Below are 20,412 nucleotides of genomic sequence, written 5' to 3' on the forward strand. Positions count from 1 at the left end.
AATTTGCAGCAATTTGCATAAAATCTAAGAAAACCACATCCGGAATTCGCTAAAACTGTTGCTCGCCGACGTATTGGAATCAATGTCCGATGTAACCGAACCAATCGGACATCGGATACATAAGCAATGCCGCGGCAGCAATTGCGATCCCATAGGGAATACCGCTCTTTTCGTCATGCAAGCGGAGCAACCAGTCCTGGTTCGTCAACGGTTCAGGCAACACGACAAAATACCGTCTCACCATCAATATGGAGACCGTCAGAACGCAGCCGAAAACCGCAACAAAAAACAAGAACTCGACAAGCAACGGCGAAAATCCGAACCACAGCCCTATCGAACTAATGAGCTTCACATCTCCGCCACCCATCCAACCGGCAGCAAAAAAGGCGAAACATGGAAAAAAGACAACGAGAAGCCCGAGGCCATGCATCCCCCAAGCCGCCAGAGGCAACTCAAGCGCCAATGCCAAAAGCCCAAATCCGAAAATGAGCAGGATTGACACCCGGTTCCCGATTTTCATTGTCAGAAGGTCTGACGCGCCGGCAAATGCAACCAGCATCGGAAAAAATACAATAACTAACGCTTCAATCATGACATACCCATTAGTGGGAGATCTGCAATGTGACCAAAGAATCGTATTGTTATTTGATTAATAACCGGGAAACGAAAAACGGGCGGTAACCCGCCCGTTCTAAAACTCTAAGCTTGGTAGAGTTGAAAACTATTAACCGCCGGCAGTAGCTGCGCCGGAAGACAGTGCGGTGTTGATGGTAGTAAAGATACCTGTCAGGCTACCGCTCATTGTAGTCAGAATACCAATAATAACCACAGACAGCAGACCAGCAATCAAACCATATTCGATCGCGGTTGCACCGGATTCGTCTTTTACGAAACGGGAGATAAGAGATTTCATAATTCTGCTCCAAGTACCACTTTGTTGACAGCTTCAAATCCGACGGATCTTTTTGCGGTCCGTTCGAGATGAATTCACTCTAGGTCAGAGTCATTTCCAAGGAGTTAAATTTACCATCTCGAATTGAAATACACTTGATAAAAATACATATGGTTAACAACAGGTATACATTAAATCTACATAAATATCAGTTAAAATTTTATCAAAACCAGCACAATCAAACTAAAACTCATTATTATTTCACGTGAATTCTCGAGATATATTTTTGAAATTCTCGCTTTCGTATAAAAAAACCATCAATTAACGCATGCCTCAGGTCGAGATCTTTCAGCTTTTACCTAAGTCTATAAATATACAAAACAGTCAGTCCTGCCGCCGTTGCGGGTCTATCTTCACACTTCTTTCGCCGCGTTGTTAGCAGAACATTCACCATGTTCGAGTTAAAGTCTCGCTCGCATGGAAAGAGTAGGGATAATTCGAGATGCGCAGAAACCTGATCAGACTTGCCTTTGTGCTTTTGAGCGGAACGTTTGCAACGACGGCCGTTGCTGATGACGGCCCTGTGCTGGTTACGGTTGACCGCGCTAAGATTTTCCGGGTCGAAGACGGAGCCTCAGCAGTGATTGTTGGCAATCCATTTATCGCAGATGTTTCGATGTTCGATCAGAACACCGTCGTCATCACCGGAAAGAGCTACGGGACAACCAATCTGGTCATCCTGGATCAAGACAACAAACCAATCGTCGATGAAATCGTTACTGTACGGGCGTCGGAAGACGGTGTGGTGTCCGTGTACAGAAACGCAGCACGAGCGACCTTGTCATGCAGCCCTGAATGCGAGCCAACATTACGGCTTGGCGATGCAGCAGAGTCTTTTGAAATGATGGCGACCCAAGCAGAGTCTCGAAACAAAATGGCTGAAGATGCAGCAACCGGCGGATAGATGAGCGAGTAAATGCAGGTAGATACGTTCCATCGAATGAGAAACAGTCCGGCCCGCATTTGGTTGCGGCGCAGATTGCGTTCGTTCGCACGGGACAAAGATGGCGTGACAGCAATTGAATTTGCATTCGTCGCGCTGCCATTTTTTACCGTAGTTTTTGGAATTCTTGAGTTGGGATTGGCTTTTCTCGTCAATCGCATGGTGGACAACGCGGTGATTGAAGCTTCGCGCTTGATCCGCACCGGCCAAGCCACAAGTTCAAGCTTTTCTGCTAACGATTTTGCCGATCAAGTCTGCAACGCATTGCCCGGTTTTTTGTGTCAATCCGACCGGATACGGGTGAACGTGAGCAAAGCGAACGACTTCACCAACATCACATCTTTGGATTCGCTCTATGACAGCGAAGGAAACATCGTCGATGACAATGCCTATGCATCGTCGAACGAAAGTGAAATCGTCGTCGTAAATGTGGTCTACAGGTGGCCGATGTTCTCATCCTTTATGAACCTCAGTGCATTAGATCACGGCTCAGAACGTCACTTATCCTCAACCATGGTGTTTCGAAATGAACCGTGGTCTTAAAATCTTGCGGTCTTTTGGCGGCCGCAGCCAAAATCTTCCCGCTGCCCTTTTCCGCTTTTGTGCGGACAAGCGCGGTGTGTCGGCCATTGAATTTGCAATGATTCTACCGTTTATGTTGGTCCTGTTGCTTGGCATGGCTGAAGTTACGGACGCGCTTAATCAGGATAGAAAAGTCAGTCGGATGGCCAACGCCATTACCGACCTTGTGGCGCAGGCCGAAACTGTCACGACCGGTGAGCTCGACAATGTTCTGGCCCTTGGCGCAACCATTTTGCAACCCTACTCGACCACGAATTTGAACATTACGATCGCGAGCGTTTCCTTTGATGAAGACGGCGATGCCAGTGTCGACTGGAGCTATGACGACGCAGGAAACACCCCTTGGCCGTCTGGTTCCCCACCGCCAATAACGCTCCCCGGCACAGTCGCTGCCGCAAATACTTCAATTGTTTTGGGCCAAGCCACACTTGGTTATACGCCGCCATTTGCGGGCGTACTCAACCAGTATTTTTCAAGATCTTCCTCCATCACGCTCAGCGACACATACTATCTGCGCCCCCGGCTGACCGGCCAAGTGCCCTGCAGCAACTGCTAATAAGCTTTTCCTGTTACATAATGGCTTTGCCGTGTTTTTTACGTTGCATTGCGCTGCTAGGTATCCGCCTAATGCTGCATTGCGGCGGTTTTGGTATTTCCAGGAGACAGGCGGCCAATGGCTACGAACCGGACTTATGACCAAATCAAGGTTGGAGACACCGCGGAAATCGTCCGGGAGTGTTCCTCCAATGATCTGCTCGTCTTTGCGCACGCATCCGGCAACCGCAATCCGATCCATTTGCCCGATACCGATTGGACCGGCGACGGCGTAGTCGACAAACCGGTCGCGCCCGCCATGTGGGTCGGGGGACTGGCCTCCGCGGTTCTCGGCAACATCCTTCCCGGTCCGGGTACGATGTACAAAGCTCAGTCCTTCCGGTTCCTCGGACGGGCGGCCGTTGGTGACCAACTGATAGTCCGGGTGACCGTCACAGAAAAGAAACCGGACAACATTCTGATCATGGATATGGCGGTCCTGCGCCAGGACGGTTTGCGGCTGGTTGAAGGCGTGGCGGAAGTCATCGCACCAACGGAAACAATCGAGTTTGATTCCAGCGACATCCCGGCCCTTCTGGTCCAGCGGCACCGCCACTTCAACCGCATGATTGAGTTGGCTAAGTCCCTTCCGGCATTAACAACGGCTGTGGTGGCCCCTGATGACCCAAATTCATTGGAAGGCGCGCTGGTTGCGGCCCGGGAAGGCCTAATTCATCCGATCCTGATTGGCGCAAAATCCCGCATTGAAAGTGCAGCTCAAGAGTTAAACGAGAACCTGACCGGGTATGAACTGATCGACATTGAGGATGAATCGGAAGCGGCCGGCCGGGCCGTTCAAATGGTTCACGAAGGAACAGTCAAAGCGGTTATGAAAGGTCACCTTCATACCGACCATTTGCTGCAGCATGTGGTGAAAAAGGATGGTGGCCTCAGAACCAAACGCCGGATTAGCCATGTGTTTGTCATGGACATCCCTGGCCGAAAAACCCCGGTTCTCATTTCGGATGCCGCGATAAATATCTCGCCGGACCTGAACACCAAGGTCGATATCACCCAAAATGCCATCGATGCGGCCCGGTCTCTTGGACTTCAGTCACCAAGGGTGGGCGTATTGTCGGCTATTGAAACCGTCAATCCTGCGATTCCATCGAGCCTGGATGCCGCAGTACTTTCGAAAATGGCAGAACGGGGTCAGATAAAGGGCGGTATCGTTGATGGTCCGCTGGCCATGGACAACGCCATTGATGTGCAGGCAGCCCGGTCCAAGGGCATCACATCCCTCGTTGCCGGACGCGCGGAAGTCCTGATCGTTCCCAATTTGGAGTCCGGCAATATGCTGGCTAAGGAACTGACCTTCATTGCCCACGCGGAAGCTGCAGGACTGGTTATTGGGGCTAAAGTGCCAGTCATGCTGACCAGCCGGGCAGATGACAGCCGGGCCCGCCTTGCCTCTTGCGCCCTGGCTCTCCTTTACACCCATTGGCAAACCAACGAGGTCCCCGTCGGCATTCTGGATCGTGATGGGGAGTGATCATGGTACCGGTAATTCTGGTCCTGAACTCAGGATCGTCTTCGATAAAGTTTTCGCTGTATCAGGACGAGGCCGAACAAATTGCAGGGCAAATTTCCGGGCTCGGTGCCGAACCGCGCCTCGACCTTTTGTCCCGAATTTCCGGAAAGACAATTGATCGGGCACTAAACTCTAGCGAAGCGCGGTCCCACAACACTGCTCTTCAGGCGTTATTGCCTGTCATTGATGAAGAGCTTGGCGGAAGACCGGTCACAGCGGTCGGACATCGGGTGGTCCATGGCGGCACGGATCACGATCTCCCTTTAAAGATCACTGACGAAATTATGGACGAGTTGCGTGCACTCGAACCGCTGGCGCCGCTCCATCAGCCACACAATCTCGCAGGAATTGAAGCCGCACGCGCGACCTTTCCCGAAGCCATCCAAACGGCTTGTTTCGACACAGCTTTTCACCGCAAACATCCATGGGTCAACGACACCTTCGCCCTGCCCCGCTCACTCTATGATGAAGGGGTTCGCAGGTACGGGTTTCATGGATTGTCCTATGAATACATCTGCGAGCACCTGAAGCAGAACGATCCGACGGCCTATAGTGGCCGTGTCATCGTTGCGCATCTGGGAAATGGCGCGTCCATGTGCGCCATCCACGGCGGGCAAAGCATCGGATCAACGATGGGGTTTACGGCCCTTGATGGGCTACCGATGGGCACGCGGTGCGGCCAGCTGGACCCTGGTGTTGTCCTCTATCTGCTCACGACAAAGGGCATGAGCCCGAATGACGTCTCAGACCTTCTTTATAAACAATCAGGTTTGAAAGGGTTGTCCGGTGTCAGTCAGGATATGCGCACACTCACCCAGAGTGACGATCCAAGAGCAAGAGAAGCGATCGACTATTATGTCTTCCGCATCCGCCGTGAGTTGGGCGCTATGGCCGCCGTTTTGGGAGGCATTGATACGATTGTCTTTACAGGTGGGATTGGCGAAAACTCTGCGCTCATCCGCCGGCGGGTTTGCGACAGTCAGGAATGGCTCGGTTTCGAGATCGATCCAGAGCTGAACGAAGCCGGAGCGCTGAGAATCTCAACGGAAAAGTCAAAGATCTCCGCGATGGTGATCCCGACAAACGAAGAAGAAATGATCCGCCGGCATACGTCTGCGTTGCTGTCGGCTGAGACGACACCGGCCTGACTTGAAATCTCGTCATTTGGCCGCCAAACAATTATTGGACGCCTGCAGTGCCCCCTCCGGAAGATGGAATCTCATAAGTTCTCAACACGGGACGATAGTCGGCGTGTCCAACCGGCTCAAAACCACCCGGCAAATCTGGTTCGATCGCAAGGTAAGCTGCCGGTTGTTCGCGCCTAAGGTCCATCAGCCCAGCACGTACGGTCCGCTTCAGCACATCAGGCAAGTCCGAGCGGATGGTGTGTGCGGAGTATGGGATTGGCGGTGACCGCCAGATGATTTCCAGATCTTCAAATCCGCTGCCACCGGACAAATAATAGTCATTTAAAGTTCCGGACGTGAAACCGTTTTTCGCTTCCCCGGCCAGGGATGACCAACCAAGGGACGCCTGAACCCGGCCATCTAGAATGGCACGAATGCCTTCTACCGGATTGCGAACTTCCACCAGTGCGTCAAAATACTCCCGCACATCAATGCCGTCTGCTGCAAGATTTGCGACAGGAACCCGGTATCCCGCCACCGCATGTTTGCCCCCGACTGCAAGCCGTTGATGCCGCAAATTCTCAAGATTTGCGGGCGTTTCGCCGCGCCTGCCAATCATGATGGCGTAAAATCGTGCTGGAAAATCATCCGGCCCGGCAGTCACCAAAGGCTCAACACATTCACACAATTGAAAAGTGGCCGCATAACCAGATGGCGACAAACGGATGTAATCGATCTTGCCGGACGCCAGTGCTTCAATTCCATCGGCCATGGTCTGCATCAAAAAGAGATCTACCGGAAGATCGGCAATGTCCTCCAGCGCCTGGCGGAAAGGTTCAACCCGATCACGCGCTGTGTCATCTGCGGCAACCACCACGCCTAAACGCAATCGATCGGGTTGAACTTGGCCACCTTGCGCGGCTATGACTGATTGAGGAAATACGAAACCCACAACCAACACCAAAAGCAAAAATAGCTTTTTCATCACAGTCACATATCCACGTAGAATAGACACCTGAACAGCACCAATACTGTTTGCGAACCAGCCTTGCCGGAAAAACTCATGAGCCAATCAATTACCCACGTCGTCTTCGATATAGGAAATGTCCTGATTGAATGGAATCCGGAATATCTCTACTGCGACCTTATACCGGATAATGAAGAACGGCAGAAATTCCTCGACACCGTCTGCACGCCGGATTGGAATTTGCAACAAGACCTGGGGCGGTCCTGGGATGAAGCAATCGAGCTGCTGTCAGCGCAACATCCGGACAAAGTCGAGCTGATCCACGCATACTCCGAACGCTGGCATGACATGGTGCCCGGCGAGGTATCTGGAACGCCAGCTTTGCTCGCTGAACTGAAGGAGAAAGGTGTCCCGCTTTATGCAATAACCAATTTCTCGTCCGAAAAGTTTGTAGAAGCGCAAGATCGGTTTTCATTTCTGAAATCCAGCTTTCTCGACATCGTAGTCTCAGCCGAGGAACGTTTGCTCAAACCAGATCCACAAATCTATAAAGTGCTGTTTGAGCGGAACAAACTTGATCCCGCGAATTGTATCTTTATCGACGATTCCCTGGCGAATGTTGCAGCCGCACGGGCGCTCGGGATGGCCGGACATCATTTCACGAGCGCTCATATCCTTGAAAAGGAGCTGACAGACCTTGGCTTGCTCGTGCGTTAAGTTTGCCGGGCTCGCTGGCTAGTTTTAGGGGCTCTCGCCTTAACCGGCGAAGCCCTCTAAAACATTGACACAATTGGTTCCAAGTGCGTCCACTGCATAGCCGCCTTCCAAAAGGAATATTGTTGGAACCCCAACCCGCGCAAGCCTTTGGCCAAGACGAATGTAATCTTCGGATTTGAACTTAAAACCCGAGATCGGATCGTTTTCATAACAATCCAACCCCAAAGACACGATCAAGGCTTCCGGTTTGTAAACCAGTAGCCACCGGCAAGCCTCATCCAGCGCAGTGATATAGGTGTCCCAGTCAGTTCCGAGCGGCAGCGGCCAGTTCCGTGTAAATCCGGTTCCGGCATGTTCGCCCGTTTCATCTGCATATCCCAGGAAATAGGGATATTCCTGTTTGGGGTCTGCATGCAGGGAAAGGAATAGAACGTCGGGCCGGTCATAGAACAGCGCCTGAGTGCCGTTCCCATGATGATAATCGACATCCAGGATCGCCACCCGGTGAAGACCATAGTCCCTCAAGTACTGGGCTGCGATCGCCGCGTTGTTGAAAAAGCAATACCCGCCAAAAAAGTCGTGACCGGCATGATGTCCTGGCGGACGGCAAAGAGCAAAGGCAGACTTTTCTCCGTCCTGGATGAGCTTTGCGGCTGTTAGTGCAGAGGCGGCAGACGCGTGCGCCGCCCGGAAAGTGTGTTCGCCGAGTGGTGTGCCAGCATCCATGGAATACCGGCCCAACAGCCCATCCACATGTTCCACCTGAGTGTCTTGGCGCAGACTTCGGATTGGCCAAACAAACGGAAATGCTTCCGACGTCCGTCCAATTGCCGTCCACATGGACCAAAACGTCTCAAGGAAGGAGACATATTCAGGGGAGTGCACCCGGTGAATCGGCCGGATCGGAAATTCCATCGGCTCAATTACATCCCCGACACCGCGCTCTTTGACAGCGGATAAGACCATTTCCGCCCGGCTTGGGGTTTCGACCGCCGGCTGGAGACTGCCATCAGAAATCTCCTGTTTCGGCGCATGGGCAAGCTGGGTAGATGAAAATACCGTCTTCACAATTTGCCACCAGTCCTGATGAATTTCCGTTCTTTGAGAATACTCTAACCGATCTTACGAGAAACGGAATTCCGTAACGTGATTATAATTCTCCGAGGGCTGTAACAAGACGTCTGTAAACTCTTTGTGGTTGACGCTGTCCGGCCAGCGCTGTGTTTCCAGACACACCCCCGCATGAGCACCATAGTCTCTGCCTGCCAATCCGGAAACCGGGACGTCTAACTTTCCGCCATCATACAACTGGAGCCCAGGTTCTGTCGTCCAGACTTCCATCCGCATATCACCTGCTGCGTCCTCCAAAGCCGCTGCGAACTCAACCTTTTCCCGCGGTACGCCTGCCAGGCAAAAATTGTGATCGTAGATGACATCCTGTTCTCCGGATTTCCGCCGAAGACGGCGGCCATCTTGAAAGTCGTAGGGTGTCCAGGCAACATTGCGGACCTCTCCGATCGGAATAAGGTCGGTGTTCACCGGCAGATAGGTTTCTGCGGCAATTTCCAGCTGGTGATCGAGGATCGTGTCGCTGCCATCCAAATTGAAATAGCTGTGCTGAGTTAAGTTGACTGGGGTCAGCTGGTCCGTCGTGGCCGACATTTTCACCCGGAGAGCGCCAGATCCTGTCAAAGTGTAGCGAACCAGTACTTCGACTGTCCCCGGATACCCCATATCGCCATCTTCGGAGATCAGCTTGAGCAGAACGCTCGCCTTGTCACTTTGTTCGATCTGCCAAAGGCGGTTGGAAAAGCCAGCTGATCCGCCATGCAAATGATGACCGCTGTCGTTTAGATCCAGTTGATATTCTTGTCCGCCGAGCACCATCCTGCCATTGGCAATGCGGTTCGCGCAGCGGCCAACAACAGCCCCAAAATAGGGTGAATGGTCTAGATAATCTTGCAGCCGTTCAAACCCAAGTACAACCGATCTTCCATTGACCTTCAGGTCCCGGACAATCGCTCCATAATTCAGGATTGATGCTTCCAAACCGCCTTTTTTGAGCGTGATTTCGTCTACAGGCGATCCATCTGGAAGTGTGCCAAAATCCTGGATCATGGATGAAATCTCCTGAAGAAAACCAAAAAGGCGGCGAGAGTTTCGCCGCCTTAATCAAGCGAGGTCAAGACTTTAAAGGGTTTGATTGTATTCGCCGACTTCCGGGTTTTCCCGCAAAACCGCGTCTACCGATTTGAACATTTCATGGAGACGGGCTTCCGAAACCGGGCTTTCGACAACAACAACAAGCTCAGGCTTGTTGGAAGATGCCCGTACCAGGCCCCAGGTTCCATCTTCGCTGACAACCCGGACTCCGTTCACGGTGATGAGGTCCGAAATTGCCTGACCGGCAAACTGATCACCAGCGCTATGCATTTCCTTAAACCGGCTAACAACCCGGTCGACAACGTCGTATTTGATTTCATCGGCGCATTTTGGCGCCATGGTTGGCGAGCCCCAGGTCTTCGGTAGATCCCGGCGAAGATCAGCCATCGTCTTATCTGGATTGCGATCCAGCATATCCAAAATGGCAATGGCCGAAACCAGACCATCGTCATAACCGCGACCGATGGGTGCGTTGAAGAAATAGTGGCCAGACTTTTCAAAACCAACGATGGCTTTGAGATCGGTAACGCGGCGCTTGATGTAGGAGTGCCCGGTTTTGAAGTAATCGGTCTTGGCGCCATTGGCCTGAAGAACCGGATCTGTCTTGAAGAGGCCTGTCGATTTAACGTCGACAACAAATTGGCTGTTCGGATGAAGCGCGGAGATATCCCGGGCCAGCATCACCCCAACCTTGTCGGCAAAGATCTCTTCCCCCTCATTGTCGACAACACCGCAGCGGTCTCCATCGCCGTCAAACCCAAGCCCGACATCGGCGCCAACTTCCAGCACCTTGTCGCGCAAGGCATGAAGCATCTTCATGTCTTCCGGGTTCGGGTTGTAACGCGGGAACGTGTGGTCAAGCTCCGCATCAAGCGGAATGACTTCCGCGCCCAGTGCTTCCAGAATCTTCGGCGCAAAAGCACCGGCGGTGCCATTACCACAGGCCGCAACAACCTTGATCGGGCGCTTGAGTTTCTCGCGTTCCGTCAGGTCCTTGAAATAGACATCGGCAAACCCGTCTACAAAACGGTAGCTGCCGCCGCCTTTCAGATCGAAAGTGGCATCCAGGACAATGTCCTTGAGCCGGCCCATTTCATCCGGACCGAACGTGAGCGGCCGGTCGATGCCCATCTTCACGCCCGTCCAGCCGTTGTCATTGTGTGAGGCTGTGACCATCGCGACGGCCGGTACATCTAATGCAAACTGCGCGAAATAAGCCATTGGCGACAGTGCAAGTCCGATGTCATGCACGTTAATTCCGGCCGCTAGGAGACCATTCACAACAGCCATCTTGATAGAGGCCGAATAACCGCGGAAATCATGTCCAACAACAATGTCAGGGCGCACGCCACGCTCATGGATCAGGGTGCCAATCCCCATCCCGAGTGCTTGCATACCCATAAGGTTGATTTCTTTTTCAAAGAGCCAACGCGCGTCATATTCGCGAAACCCGGTCGGTTTCACCAGCGGCAGTGTCTCATATTCATAGGTGTTCGGCGTGAGAGCAGGTTTCGGCTTTGGAAACATAAAATCCTCGAAAAACTTTCGCATCTAAGGTCTTTATAGGAGGCCTTTGTGACAACAAAGACAAATTTACTGGATGAGTACAAGGGTGCCGTTTGAAATGTCAAACCGATCCAGTTCGTTCAACGCCGTCATTCCCAGAAGCGGCGTTGATAGGCTTTCATCCCGCAGAACAAGCGCATCAATGTTTCTAAGGTTGATACGGCCAATCTTAAGCCTGTCTATGATGGCGCTCGCACCATAGGTCGCGCCGTTTGCGGTGCTCACGCGGTATTTGAAATCTTCTCTTTTCGGAAAGATGCCGACATCCTCGGCGACCGACAAAGGAAGGACGGTTGTCGAAGCGCCGGTGTCGACCAGCATTTCATGCATCTGCCCGTTTAAATGGACATCGGCAACAAATTGCCCGCTGCGATTTGCCGAAATGCGATGTCGTCTCGCGCCGGAGACATCATCTGTTTCCAGGACCGTGGCCGCCGAACCACTTGTCTGGTCTGCCTGATAGTCCAGCAACAGCGGAACCAGCGGTACCAATCCCACAAAAACCAGCAAAATGATTACAAAACGAAACATGGCCGCTCCGGCTGACGATGCCGATTACGTAGCAAATCTTCCTTATCGGGCCGTAAAAGTACCACTGACCAATTGAACCATTTCCGGGTTCGAACAATGATTCAATGGTTTATGAGCAAAACAAAAAACGCGGCACCAAAGGCACCGCGTTCACAAAGGCCAAGTCCGAAGCCTTTATTTTGTGCCGTACATCCGATCGCCGGCATCACCGAGACCAGGAACGATGTAGCCTTTTTCGTTCAGTTTCTCATCAACAGCAGCTGTATAGATCGGCACATCCGGGTGCATTTCATTAAATTTCGCAACACCTTCCGGTGCTGCTAGCAAGCACAGAAACCGGATATTGTTGGCGCCGCGTTCTTTCAGTTTCTGAACGGCCGCAATCGCCGAATTGGCAGTAGCCAGCATGGGATCTACAACAATTACAAGCCGCTCGTTCAGATCTTCCGGCGCTTTGAAGTAATATTCGACCGGCTGCAGCGTTTCGGGATCCCGGTAAAGGCCGACGTGTGCAACGCGGGCCGACGGCACCAGCTCCAGCATGCCTTCCAGCAGCCCATTTCCTGCGCGCAGCACAGATGCAAAAACCAGCTTTTTGCCGGCCAGCATCGGTGCCTGCATTTCGGCAAGTGGCGTTTCAATTGTCTGGCGAACCAGCGGCAGGTCCCGGGTGACTTCGTAACACAGAAGGGTCGAGATTTCGCGCAGCAACCGGCGGAACCCCTGGGTGGATGTCCCCTTGTCGCGCATGATGGTCAGTTTGTGCTGGACCAGCGGATGGCTGATGACATTTGCTCCGGACATATCTGCCTCTCTTGATGTGGGCCGCCTGAAACTGAGGGCCGTCTTAGGAATTTCTATTGTTCGGGACCTATGCCCCGAACGGCAACCAAAAAATAGTGCTGGGGTTCAGGAATTTTGCGAGTTTTTCGCGCAAGGCTCCGTTTTCCCGAAGTATCTCTGCTCCGGCCCGGTTTGTTCCGCCTTCAAGGATACACGACAACGGCAATTGCTCGGCCTCGACTTCCAGTTCCTTGCGCAACATATCAGCCAATTGATCGATCAAGGCACCTGTAATTGCACGCAGTTCAATCATCCGGTCGTTTGCCTGTTCAGAGGTCAGATCTGCCTCATCACTCGTGATCCTCAGAACACCCGCTTCCACAAACAAAGCTGCATGTTCGGCGTCTGCTGGACCAGTCAATGTGTCAAGCTCATCAACTTCATATCCGGCCCAGGCCAGCGGTTCGACGAGCGAATACACCATCACCTGCGCCGTCAAATGGAACGGTATGGTTCGAGGACCATCCTGTCCGCTTTCTCCGCTAAATTCAAAGCTGTCACCAAATGACACATCGCCTTTCGCCGCTCCGCCTTCCCAAAGAGGAGCAAGACTTTGAAGCAACCGATCGAGAATGGCAGTCGCATCAACCGATCCCCAACCTTCGCTACCAAGTTTCACGAGAAGGTTTCCAGGCCGGGTTGTTTCCCCTTCACCGAACAAATCCGCGCGCAAAGCCAAAGCTTCGCCAAAGCGCTTGAGATGGCGCTGTAATTTTTTCAGAAGCGCCGCATCTCGTCCTGCATTCCATTGAAGTCCTGATGCCAATTCTTCGGTTTCCAGGCGGATCAAAGCATCGGCATCGACCCGGAACGGATCGACAGGATCCGAAGAAAACGAGCCTGCAGCGAACATATTGATAGCGGCCAGCGCCGTGGCTTGCCGGCCAGTTGCAACTGTTCCGGCCATCGTGTCTTCATAGGACCAGCCAGGTGGTGTCGAAACATCCATATAGACTGCAAGAATCGCGAGGTCGGAAGCTGCGGTCAGCAACTCATCGGCAGTCTGGAACTCTCTTGCAGAGGCCAGAGCACTCCAGCGATCAACACCGCCAGCTTCAAACAAGCGCCAGACCCCGTAGGGAGGGATCTGGAAGTCGGGATACGTTTGTTTGGTGATCTCCAGGGTTTTGATTAGGGCCTGATCCAGCTTGCTGGAATCAACCGTTACATATTGGAGGTCGCCGCGTACCGCGCGGTTTAAAAACTCTTTCGAGAGTTTGCGAACGTATTCGGCCTTAAAGATCTCCAAAAGGCCGTTGTCATTTTGCGCTTTTGTTGTCATGGCCGGTGTATCTATCCGCCATTTTTTGCACTGTCGAGGCGAACCAGCAGCCTATTCCTCGTAGTCTCGTCACAAAAGGCAGCATCGATCGCCGTTCGGGTTACATCCAACTGGTCGTCGAGTGTCCAGCTGAACGTCTCGGCCACTGAAGAGTACTCTTTGCCCAAGGTGGTTCCAAAGAACGGCGGATCATCAGAGTTCAAGGTTATCTTGACGCCTTCCCGGCGCAGGATGTTCACCGGATGGAACCGCAGGACCGTATAAACGCCAAGCGCCGTGTTCGACCCGGGACAGACCTCGAGCACGATCTTCTCGTCCGCAAGGCGTTTGACAAGATCTTTGTCTTCAATGGCCCGGACACCGTGACCAAGCCGCTTGACCCGCAAAAACTCTAAGGCTGCGGTGATGCTCTCCGGCCCGCCGAATTCGCCCGCATGAGCCGTCGTTCCAAGTCCAGCTTCCTCGGCCATCCGGAACGCTTTTGCGAAATTGGCCGGATGCCCGGACCGCTCATCCCCAGCAAGACCAAATCCAGTTACCAGCGGATGCGGATTTCCGATGACTTCCTTTGCGACCCGCTCCACGGACGCAGCACCAAAGTGGCGTACACCAATGGCGATCATCCGCCCCTCAATGGCCGTGTCGGTCTTGGCCCGTTCTATCCCAGCCGCCAAGCCCTCGACATAAGACCGGTACGATAAGCCAGCGGCCTGCGCATGGTCTGGAGAGATAAAAATCTCGCCATAAATCGCTCCTTCAGCTGCCAGCATGCGAAAATAAGTTTCGGAAAGCAGCGAATAGTCGGCCGGAGTTTTGAAGACCGAACTGGCAACGTCATAGGCCTTCAAGAAGGTCGTGAAATCGGACCAGACATATTGCCCATTACCGTCGATGATCTCCGAGACATCAACTCCGTGCTGATCTGCAAACTGCAGAACGAGACGCGGCGGTGCGGCGCCCTCAATGTGACAATGCAGTTCGGCCTTGGGAACGCCGACGGTCTCGTTCATAGCTGGTCCTGCCACTTTCGTCCTTCGTCTTTGCCGTTACAGAAAACTGGTTCCGTGCGGCCCCAGAGCAATACCGAGGTGATCTGCAACGCTTTCGCCTATATCGGCATAGGTATTGCGTCCGCCGATTTTTTTGCCTGCGATCCCTGGCCCGGTTGCGATCACCGGAACATGTTCCCGCGTGTGATCCGTTCCTGGCCACGTTGGATCGCAGCCATGGTCAGCAGTTAAGATCAATAGATCACCATCCCGCATTTTGTCGATCATCTCAGGCAAACGCCGGTCAAAGTGTTCAAGAGCGGCCGCATAACCAGGAACGTCGCGCCGGTGGCCATAGAGCGAGTCGAAATCGATGAAGTTGGCAAAGATAAGATCCCCATCTTCCGCCAAATCCATCGCTTCCAATGTTTTGTCGAAAAGCTGATCGTTACCCGCGCCTTTCAAGACTTTGGCAACCCCTTGATGGGCAAAAATATCAGAGATCTTACCAATCCCGTAAACGGTCCGGCCTTCCGCCGTCAACCTGTCGAGAAGGGTCGGTTCTGGCGGGAGGACGGAATAATCCCTGCGGTTTGCCGTACGCTCAAACGTATCGGCGTTTTCGCCTAAGAATGGGCGGGCAATGACCCGGCCGATATTGTAAGGATCGGCAAATTCGCGTGTGATTTCACAAAGCTTATAGAGGTTCTCCAGCCCGAAATGCTGTTCGTGGGCGGCGATTTGAATGACCGAATCCGCGGAGGTATAAAAGATCGGCTTGCCGGTTTTGACATGTTCTTCGCCGAGTTCGGCAATGATTTCCGTCCCCGAGGCATGTTTGTCACCCAAAACACCGCTCAGGCCTGCCTTGTCACTAACCTTGGCAATCAGGTCAGCCGGAAACGTTGGGATGGTTTCCGGGAAATAGCCCCAATCGAACCGGACCGGGACACCGGCAATTTCCCAATGTCCAGACGGGGTATCCTTACCGTTGGAAACTTCAGCGGCATAACCCCAAAGACCTTCCGGCTCACCGGAAAAAGTTAGGCCCGGAATGTGTTCACCGGTCGATAAACGACCGGCCGCACCAAGACCCAGCCGGTCCATGTTTGGAACCGACAGAAGCCCGGATCGAAGATCCTCGCGGTCGCCTTTATCAGCGGCACAATGCTGCGCAATGTGGCCCAGCGTGTCGGAGCCCGCGTCGCCAAAGGCGTCCGCATCCGCTGCGCCGCCAATCCCGAAACTGTCCAGCACGCACAAGATCGCACGGGGCATGAGCATCTCCTCATTTTTTGTTGCCGGCAGCTTGCGCCGGAGATGGCCGGGATTTTTCCTCGGCCGGGCCGCGATCAGGGCGCGATGCGCTCCACGACACACGGCCGGTCAATCACATCGGCAGCTGCGCCAACTGTGTAGGCATTGCGCACCGCAATTGCAGCTTGCTCTGCATCTGCTTCACTCTTTGCATGAACAATCGCCAGCGGAGCATCTGCATCCACCGAATTGCCAATGCCTGCGAGCTCTACCAGACCAACGGACGGGTCGATGACATCTGCCGCTACCTTCCGGCCGCCGCCCAGTTCGACAACGGCAACCCCGACAGCGCGGGCGTCAATGCCGGTCACTACGCCCTCATGTCTGGCATAGATCGGAGCTTGAACCGGCGCCTTGGCAAGATAGACTTCGCTCTTGTCCATAAAGTCTGCCGGACCGCCAAGGGCATGGACCATCTGAGCGAATTTCTCAGCGGCTTGACCGCTCTCAAATGCAGCCCGCATCATGTCACAGCCCGCTTCTGCGGATGGCGCAAGGTTGCCGGTGGCCAGCAGCTCACCACCTTGGGCGACGGTGATGTCCCACAGCCGGTTGTCGACGGCGGTGCCTTTTAGGAAATCGACCGCGTTCTGCATTTCGATCGCGTTGCCGGCAGCTGATGCCAACGGCTCGTTCATGTCCGTCAGAAGCGCCGTTGTCTTCAAACCGGCACCATTGGCGACCAGAACCAGACTTTCCGCAAGGCCGCGCGCTTCTTCCAGCGACGCCATGAAAGCACCGGTTCCCCATTTCACATCGAGAACCAAGCCTTGAAGGCCGGCCGCCAGCTTTTTGGACAGGATCGATGCCGTGATCAGATCGATGCTTTCGACCGTCGCGGTCACGTCCCGGATGCCGTAAAAACGTTTGTCGGCAGGGGCCAAATTGCCGGTCTGGCCGATAACTGCACAGCCGACTTCCTTGACCACTTTCTTGAAGAGTGCGTTGTCCGGCTGGGTTTGGTAGCCTGGAATACTATCAAACTTATCGAGCGTACCGCCGGTGTGACCAAGGCCACGTCCGGAAATCATCGGCACAGCCGCACCGCAGGCCGCAAGCGCGGGCGCCAACATCAACGACACATTGTCGCCCACACCACCCGTAGAGTGCTTGTCGAGGACAGGCGCTTCAATATCGGACCAGTCCAGCACATCGCCGCTGTCCCGCATGGCAAGCGTCAGGGCAACCCGTTCGTCTATGGTCAGTCCCTTGAAAAAGACCGCCATGGCGAGCGCGGAGACCTGCCCTTCGCTGACGGATCCATCGGCAAGGCCCTTGACGAAGAAAGCGATTTCCTCAGCGCTCAATGCACCGCCATCGCGTTTTGTGCGAATGAGTTCTTGTGCAAGCATGCTCAGTACCCTTCACTTGCAGAGGCTTCTTGGCCTTCTATCGTCGCAATCAAAGCATCGAGCAGGCCACTTGCACCGAAGCGGAAGGTGGACGCCGCCACCCAATTGTGGCCCATGATCTTATCGGCAAGCGCGAGATAGGCAGCCGCATCTGCCGACGTCTTGATCCCGCCAGCTGGCTTGAAACCGATCACACGCTCGGCATGGTCCCGGCGCGCCTCTTCAATCGCGGTGAGCATGATTTCTGCTGCTTCCAAAGTCGCGTTCACAGCGACCTTGCCTGTCGAAGTTTTGATGAAATCAGCACCAGCGGCGATCGCAACATTGGACGCTGCGTGAATTAAAAGCGGATCTTCGATCTCACCCGTTTCCAGAATGACCTTCAGGATCGCAGGTGCCGGAATGGCATCCTTTACCTGGATGATCTGTTCCTCGGCGAACCCCTTTCGGCCTTCAACAAAGGCTTTATAGGGCATGACGAGATCGATCTCATCCGCGCCGTCGGCGATCGCCTGCCGGGTCTCAGCAACGACAGCCTCATTGTCCTCACCACCGGTCGGGAAGTTGACCACCGTCGCAACTTTCACGCCGGTTCCAGCCAGCTCTTTAACTGCTTGCGCTACAAAACGCGGCCACACGCAAACAGCAGCGACTGCGCCGTGTTGTGTCACAGTCCGTCCGGTCAGCTTGGTTATGTCTTCCGCTGTGCAATCGTCATTCAGGTTGGTGAGATCCACCAGACCCAATGCGCGTTTGGCCACTTCAATCATATCGGTCATTGTCCGACCTCTTTCACAAATGCGCGCACGAGCTGTTTCATCCGCTCCATGCCTTTGAGGGCCACAGACTTGGTTTCATCGTGAGACAAGGCATGTGTCTGCATACCGGCGCCGTAGTTGGTAATGATCGACATAGCGGCGACACGCATCCCGAGGAACCGGGCCATGATGACTTCCGGGACCGTCGACATGCCAACAGCATCGGCACCAACCATCTTGGCCATGCGAATCTCGGCCGGTGTCTCAAAAGACGGGCCGGAGAACCACATGTAGACGCCTTCAGCGACAGCATCACCGGTCCCTGCGGCGACTTTTTTCATCACCGCGCGCAACTCCGGATCATAAGCGGTGCTCATATCCAAAAAACGCTTTTCGTCTTCTTCACCGATCAGCGGATTTTTTCCGGACCAGTTGATGTGATCAGAAATCAGCATCGGATTGCCCGGAGCGACGTCTTCACGCAAAGAGCCTGCGGCATTGGTGGCCAGCAGGATCTCGCAACCTAGTTCCTTCAAGGTCTCAACCGGGGTGCGCATTACCGTCGGATCACCGCCTTCATAATAGTGCGCCCGTCCGGACAGGATCACGACGGGAACACCAGCGAGTGTCCCAGCCACCAATTCGCTGGAATGCGAGGTTACAGTGGACACTGGAAATTCAGTCAGATGGCCATAAGGGACGCGAACTGCATCCTCCACTTCCTCTGCCAAGGACCCAAGTCCGGAGCCAAGGATCATGCCAACTTTGTACGAACCCTCACGGGCGGCGCGGACAATATCCGCACACTCACGGCCATAACCACTCATAGTGATCAGTCCCTTTTGTCTTCAAGTTCAAATGCCGCCGGCAGCAACTCTTCCAAGGTAAAGCTGCGGCGAATGCCATTGAGGTCCGCAACATGGACCACAAGATTTTTTGTTCCGAATTCCGCGAACCGCTGGCGGCACATGCCGCACGGTGTGCAGAGTGCGGCGTCGCCAATGACCACCGCTTCTTCAATTTCCCGATAGCCAGCAGCTATCATCGCGCTGGCGGCACCGCCTTCAGCACAGACACTCACTGGATAAGACGCGTTCTCAACGTTGCACCCGGTAAAGATGGTGCCGTCCGGAGTGCGGAAGGCCGCCCCAACTAGAAAATTGGAATACGGGGCATAAGCCTTTTCACGCACCGCCTTGGCGGCTTCAAAAAGCCTATCCAGATCGCTCATGACCGCTCCTTCAGGTAAGGAATGCCGGCTGCTTTTGGCGGGATGGCTTTACCAATAAATCCAGCCAGAAGAATGACCGTCAGGATGTAAGGCAGCGCCTGGAAGAACTGGACCGGAATTTCACCAATGCCCGGCAGTTCCTGGCCTTGCATCCGGATCGCTGTTGCATCCAGGAAACCGAACAGCAAGCAGGCAAACATCGCACTTGCCGGCCGCCATTTGGCAAAGATAAGTGCGGCCAGAGCGATAAAGCCCTTACCAGCGGTCATATCCTTGATGAAGCCGGACGATTGCGCGATCGACAAATAGCTCCCCGCGAGACCACACAGGATCCCGCAAGCGATGACCGCCCGGTAACGCAGCCAGGTGACCGAAATCCCTGCCGTATCCACCGCAGCTGGGTTTTCACCAACAGCGCGCAGGCGCAAACCGAAGCGCGTGCGGAATAATATCCACCAGGTGACCGGAACGGCGATGAAAGCGGCATAAACCAGGATGTTGTGGCCGGATAAAAGTTCGGAATAGATCGGGCCGATGATAGGCGTGTCCCGCATCTGCTCAGCACCAGGCCAGACAACATCGCGGAACCGGCCGCCATCTGGTAGCGAAGGTGTTCGCCCCCCTTGCCTGAACCAGGTTTGGCCGAGCAGTGCCGTCAAACCAGCTGCAAGAAAGTTGATCGCCACACCAGAAACGATCTGGTTGCCGCGGTTGGTGATTGATGCAAAGCCATGGATCAGCGCCAAGCCGATCGATACGCCGATCCCGGCCAGCATACCAATCCAGGCATTTCCTGTGATGTAGGCCACCGCACCAGCACCAAAAGCAGCGCCAAGCATTTTGCCTTCAAGGCCAATGTCAACAATGCCGGACCGTTCGGAGTACAGCCCCGCCAGACAGGCCAACAGCAACGGTGTGGACAGGCGGACGGTGGAATCGAGCGTCAGGATTAAAGTCTCAAACATGA

22 protein-coding genes are annotated in these 20,412 nt (G+C 54.0%); 6 read left to right on the forward strand and 16 right to left on the reverse strand.

What is annotated here, in order from left to right; genetic code table 11:
• Positions 1-79: 79 nt before the first annotated feature.
• Both FJ695_RS00630 and FJ695_RS00635 read right to left on the reverse strand, forming a co-directional pair.
• Positions 80-592, reverse strand: coding sequence for a prepilin peptidase (locus FJ695_RS00630; protein ID WP_141183640.1), 513 nt, complete (start codon positions 590-592; stop codon positions 80-82).
• Between the two features lie 132 nt (positions 593-724).
• The gene (locus tag FJ695_RS00635; RefSeq protein ID WP_141183641.1) at positions 725-913 is read right to left on the reverse strand and encodes a Flp family type IVb pilin; all 189 of its coding nucleotides are present in this window, start codon (positions 911-913) and stop codon (positions 725-727) included.
• Between the two features lie 481 nt (positions 914-1,394).
• Here FJ695_RS00635 and FJ695_RS00640 point away from each other — a divergent pair, with 481 nt between their 5' ends.
• The 5 genes from FJ695_RS00640 to FJ695_RS00660 all read left to right on the forward strand — a co-directional run bounded on the left by FJ695_RS00640 (position 1,395) and on the right by FJ695_RS00660 (position 5,750).
• Positions 1,395-1,856, forward strand: coding sequence for a pilus assembly protein N-terminal domain-containing protein (locus FJ695_RS00640; protein WP_141183642.1), 462 nt, complete (start codon positions 1,395-1,397; stop codon positions 1,854-1,856).
• A gap of 12 nt (positions 1,857-1,868) precedes the next feature.
• Positions 1,869-2,438: a TadE/TadG family type IV pilus assembly protein gene (locus FJ695_RS00645; protein ID WP_209010858.1), complete on the forward strand. Its 570-nt coding sequence runs from the start codon at positions 1,869-1,871 to the stop codon at positions 2,436-2,438.
• A complete protein-coding gene (locus FJ695_RS00650; RefSeq protein WP_141183643.1) occupies positions 2,422-3,033 on the forward strand; it encodes a TadE/TadG family type IV pilus assembly protein in 612 nt (203 codons plus the stop codon). The genes FJ695_RS00645 and FJ695_RS00650 overlap by 17 nt, the downstream gene beginning before the upstream one ends.
• A gap of 117 nt (positions 3,034-3,150) precedes the next feature.
• The gene (locus FJ695_RS00655; protein ID WP_141183644.1) at positions 3,151-4,563 is read left to right on the forward strand and encodes a bifunctional enoyl-CoA hydratase/phosphate acetyltransferase; all 1,413 of its coding nucleotides are present in this window, start codon (positions 3,151-3,153) and stop codon (positions 4,561-4,563) included.
• Between the two features lie 2 nt (positions 4,564-4,565).
• The gene (locus tag FJ695_RS00660) at positions 4,566-5,750 is read left to right on the forward strand and encodes an acetate/propionate family kinase (RefSeq protein ID WP_141183645.1); all 1,185 of its coding nucleotides are present in this window, start codon (positions 4,566-4,568) and stop codon (positions 5,748-5,750) included.
• A gap of 31 nt (positions 5,751-5,781) precedes the next feature.
• On the opposite strand, the gene FJ695_RS00665 is transcribed toward FJ695_RS00660, so the two are convergent.
• A complete protein-coding gene (locus FJ695_RS00665) occupies positions 5,782-6,714 on the reverse strand; it encodes a PhnD/SsuA/transferrin family substrate-binding protein (protein WP_209010859.1) in 933 nt (310 codons plus the stop codon).
• A gap of 78 nt (positions 6,715-6,792) precedes the next feature.
• Here FJ695_RS00665 and FJ695_RS00670 point away from each other — a divergent pair, with 78 nt between their 5' ends.
• Positions 6,793-7,413: an HAD family phosphatase gene (locus FJ695_RS00670; protein WP_141183646.1), complete on the forward strand. Its 621-nt coding sequence runs from the start codon at positions 6,793-6,795 to the stop codon at positions 7,411-7,413.
• Between the two features lie 39 nt (positions 7,414-7,452).
• Here the strand turns inward: FJ695_RS00670 and FJ695_RS00675 are convergent, their stop codons facing one another.
• From FJ695_RS00675 to FJ695_RS00735, 13 genes are all read right to left on the reverse strand, one after another.
• The gene (locus FJ695_RS00675) at positions 7,453-8,481 is read right to left on the reverse strand and encodes a histone deacetylase family protein (RefSeq protein WP_141183647.1); all 1,029 of its coding nucleotides are present in this window, start codon (positions 8,479-8,481) and stop codon (positions 7,453-7,455) included.
• Between the two features lie 54 nt (positions 8,482-8,535).
• Entirely contained in the window at positions 8,536-9,531 is a 996-nt protein-coding gene (locus FJ695_RS00680) for an aldose epimerase family protein (protein ID WP_141183648.1), read from the reverse strand.
• 72 nt (positions 9,532-9,603) lie between these two features.
• Positions 9,604-11,103: a phosphomannomutase/phosphoglucomutase gene (locus FJ695_RS00685; RefSeq protein WP_141183649.1), complete on the reverse strand. Its 1,500-nt coding sequence runs from the start codon at positions 11,101-11,103 to the stop codon at positions 9,604-9,606.
• Between the two features lie 66 nt (positions 11,104-11,169).
• Entirely contained in the window at positions 11,170-11,673 is a 504-nt protein-coding gene (locus FJ695_RS00690) for a TIGR02281 family clan AA aspartic protease (protein WP_141183650.1), read from the reverse strand.
• A gap of 174 nt (positions 11,674-11,847) precedes the next feature.
• Entirely contained in the window at positions 11,848-12,477 is a 630-nt protein-coding gene (upp, locus tag FJ695_RS00695) for a uracil phosphoribosyltransferase (RefSeq protein WP_141183651.1), read from the reverse strand.
• 67 nt (positions 12,478-12,544) lie between these two features.
• Positions 12,545-13,798: a DUF1688 family protein gene (locus tag FJ695_RS00700; RefSeq protein WP_141183652.1), complete on the reverse strand. Its 1,254-nt coding sequence runs from the start codon at positions 13,796-13,798 to the stop codon at positions 12,545-12,547.
• Positions 13,799-13,809: 11 nt separating this feature from the next.
• Positions 13,810-14,808: an adenosine deaminase gene (locus FJ695_RS00705; RefSeq protein WP_141183653.1), complete on the reverse strand. Its 999-nt coding sequence runs from the start codon at positions 14,806-14,808 to the stop codon at positions 13,810-13,812.
• A gap of 36 nt (positions 14,809-14,844) precedes the next feature.
• The gene (locus tag FJ695_RS00710) at positions 14,845-16,065 is read right to left on the reverse strand and encodes a phosphopentomutase (protein ID WP_141183654.1); all 1,221 of its coding nucleotides are present in this window, start codon (positions 16,063-16,065) and stop codon (positions 14,845-14,847) included.
• A gap of 74 nt (positions 16,066-16,139) precedes the next feature.
• A complete protein-coding gene (gene deoA, locus FJ695_RS00715) occupies positions 16,140-17,456 on the reverse strand; it encodes a thymidine phosphorylase (RefSeq protein ID WP_141183655.1) in 1,317 nt (438 codons plus the stop codon).
• 2 nt (positions 17,457-17,458) lie between these two features.
• Positions 17,459-18,235 carry a deoxyribose-phosphate aldolase gene (gene deoC / locus FJ695_RS00720; protein WP_141183656.1) on the reverse strand — a complete coding sequence of 259 codons (777 nt, stop codon included), beginning with the start codon at positions 18,233-18,235 and terminating at the stop codon, positions 17,459-17,461.
• Entirely contained in the window at positions 18,232-19,041 is an 810-nt protein-coding gene (locus FJ695_RS00725) for a purine-nucleoside phosphorylase (protein WP_141183657.1), read from the reverse strand. Before FJ695_RS00725 ends, deoC begins: the two co-directional genes overlap by 4 nt.
• A gap of 5 nt (positions 19,042-19,046) precedes the next feature.
• A complete protein-coding gene (locus FJ695_RS00730; protein WP_141183658.1) occupies positions 19,047-19,445 on the reverse strand; it encodes a cytidine deaminase in 399 nt (132 codons plus the stop codon).
• A complete protein-coding gene (locus FJ695_RS00735) occupies positions 19,442-20,410 on the reverse strand; it encodes an ABC transporter permease (RefSeq protein ID WP_141183659.1) in 969 nt (322 codons plus the stop codon). Before FJ695_RS00735 ends, FJ695_RS00730 begins: the two co-directional genes overlap by 4 nt.
• Positions 20,411-20,412 lie beyond the last annotated feature (2 nt).

The organism is Labrenzia sp. PHM005 (assembly GCF_006517275.1).
Classification (GTDB): Bacteria; Pseudomonadota; Alphaproteobacteria; order Rhizobiales; family Stappiaceae; genus Roseibium.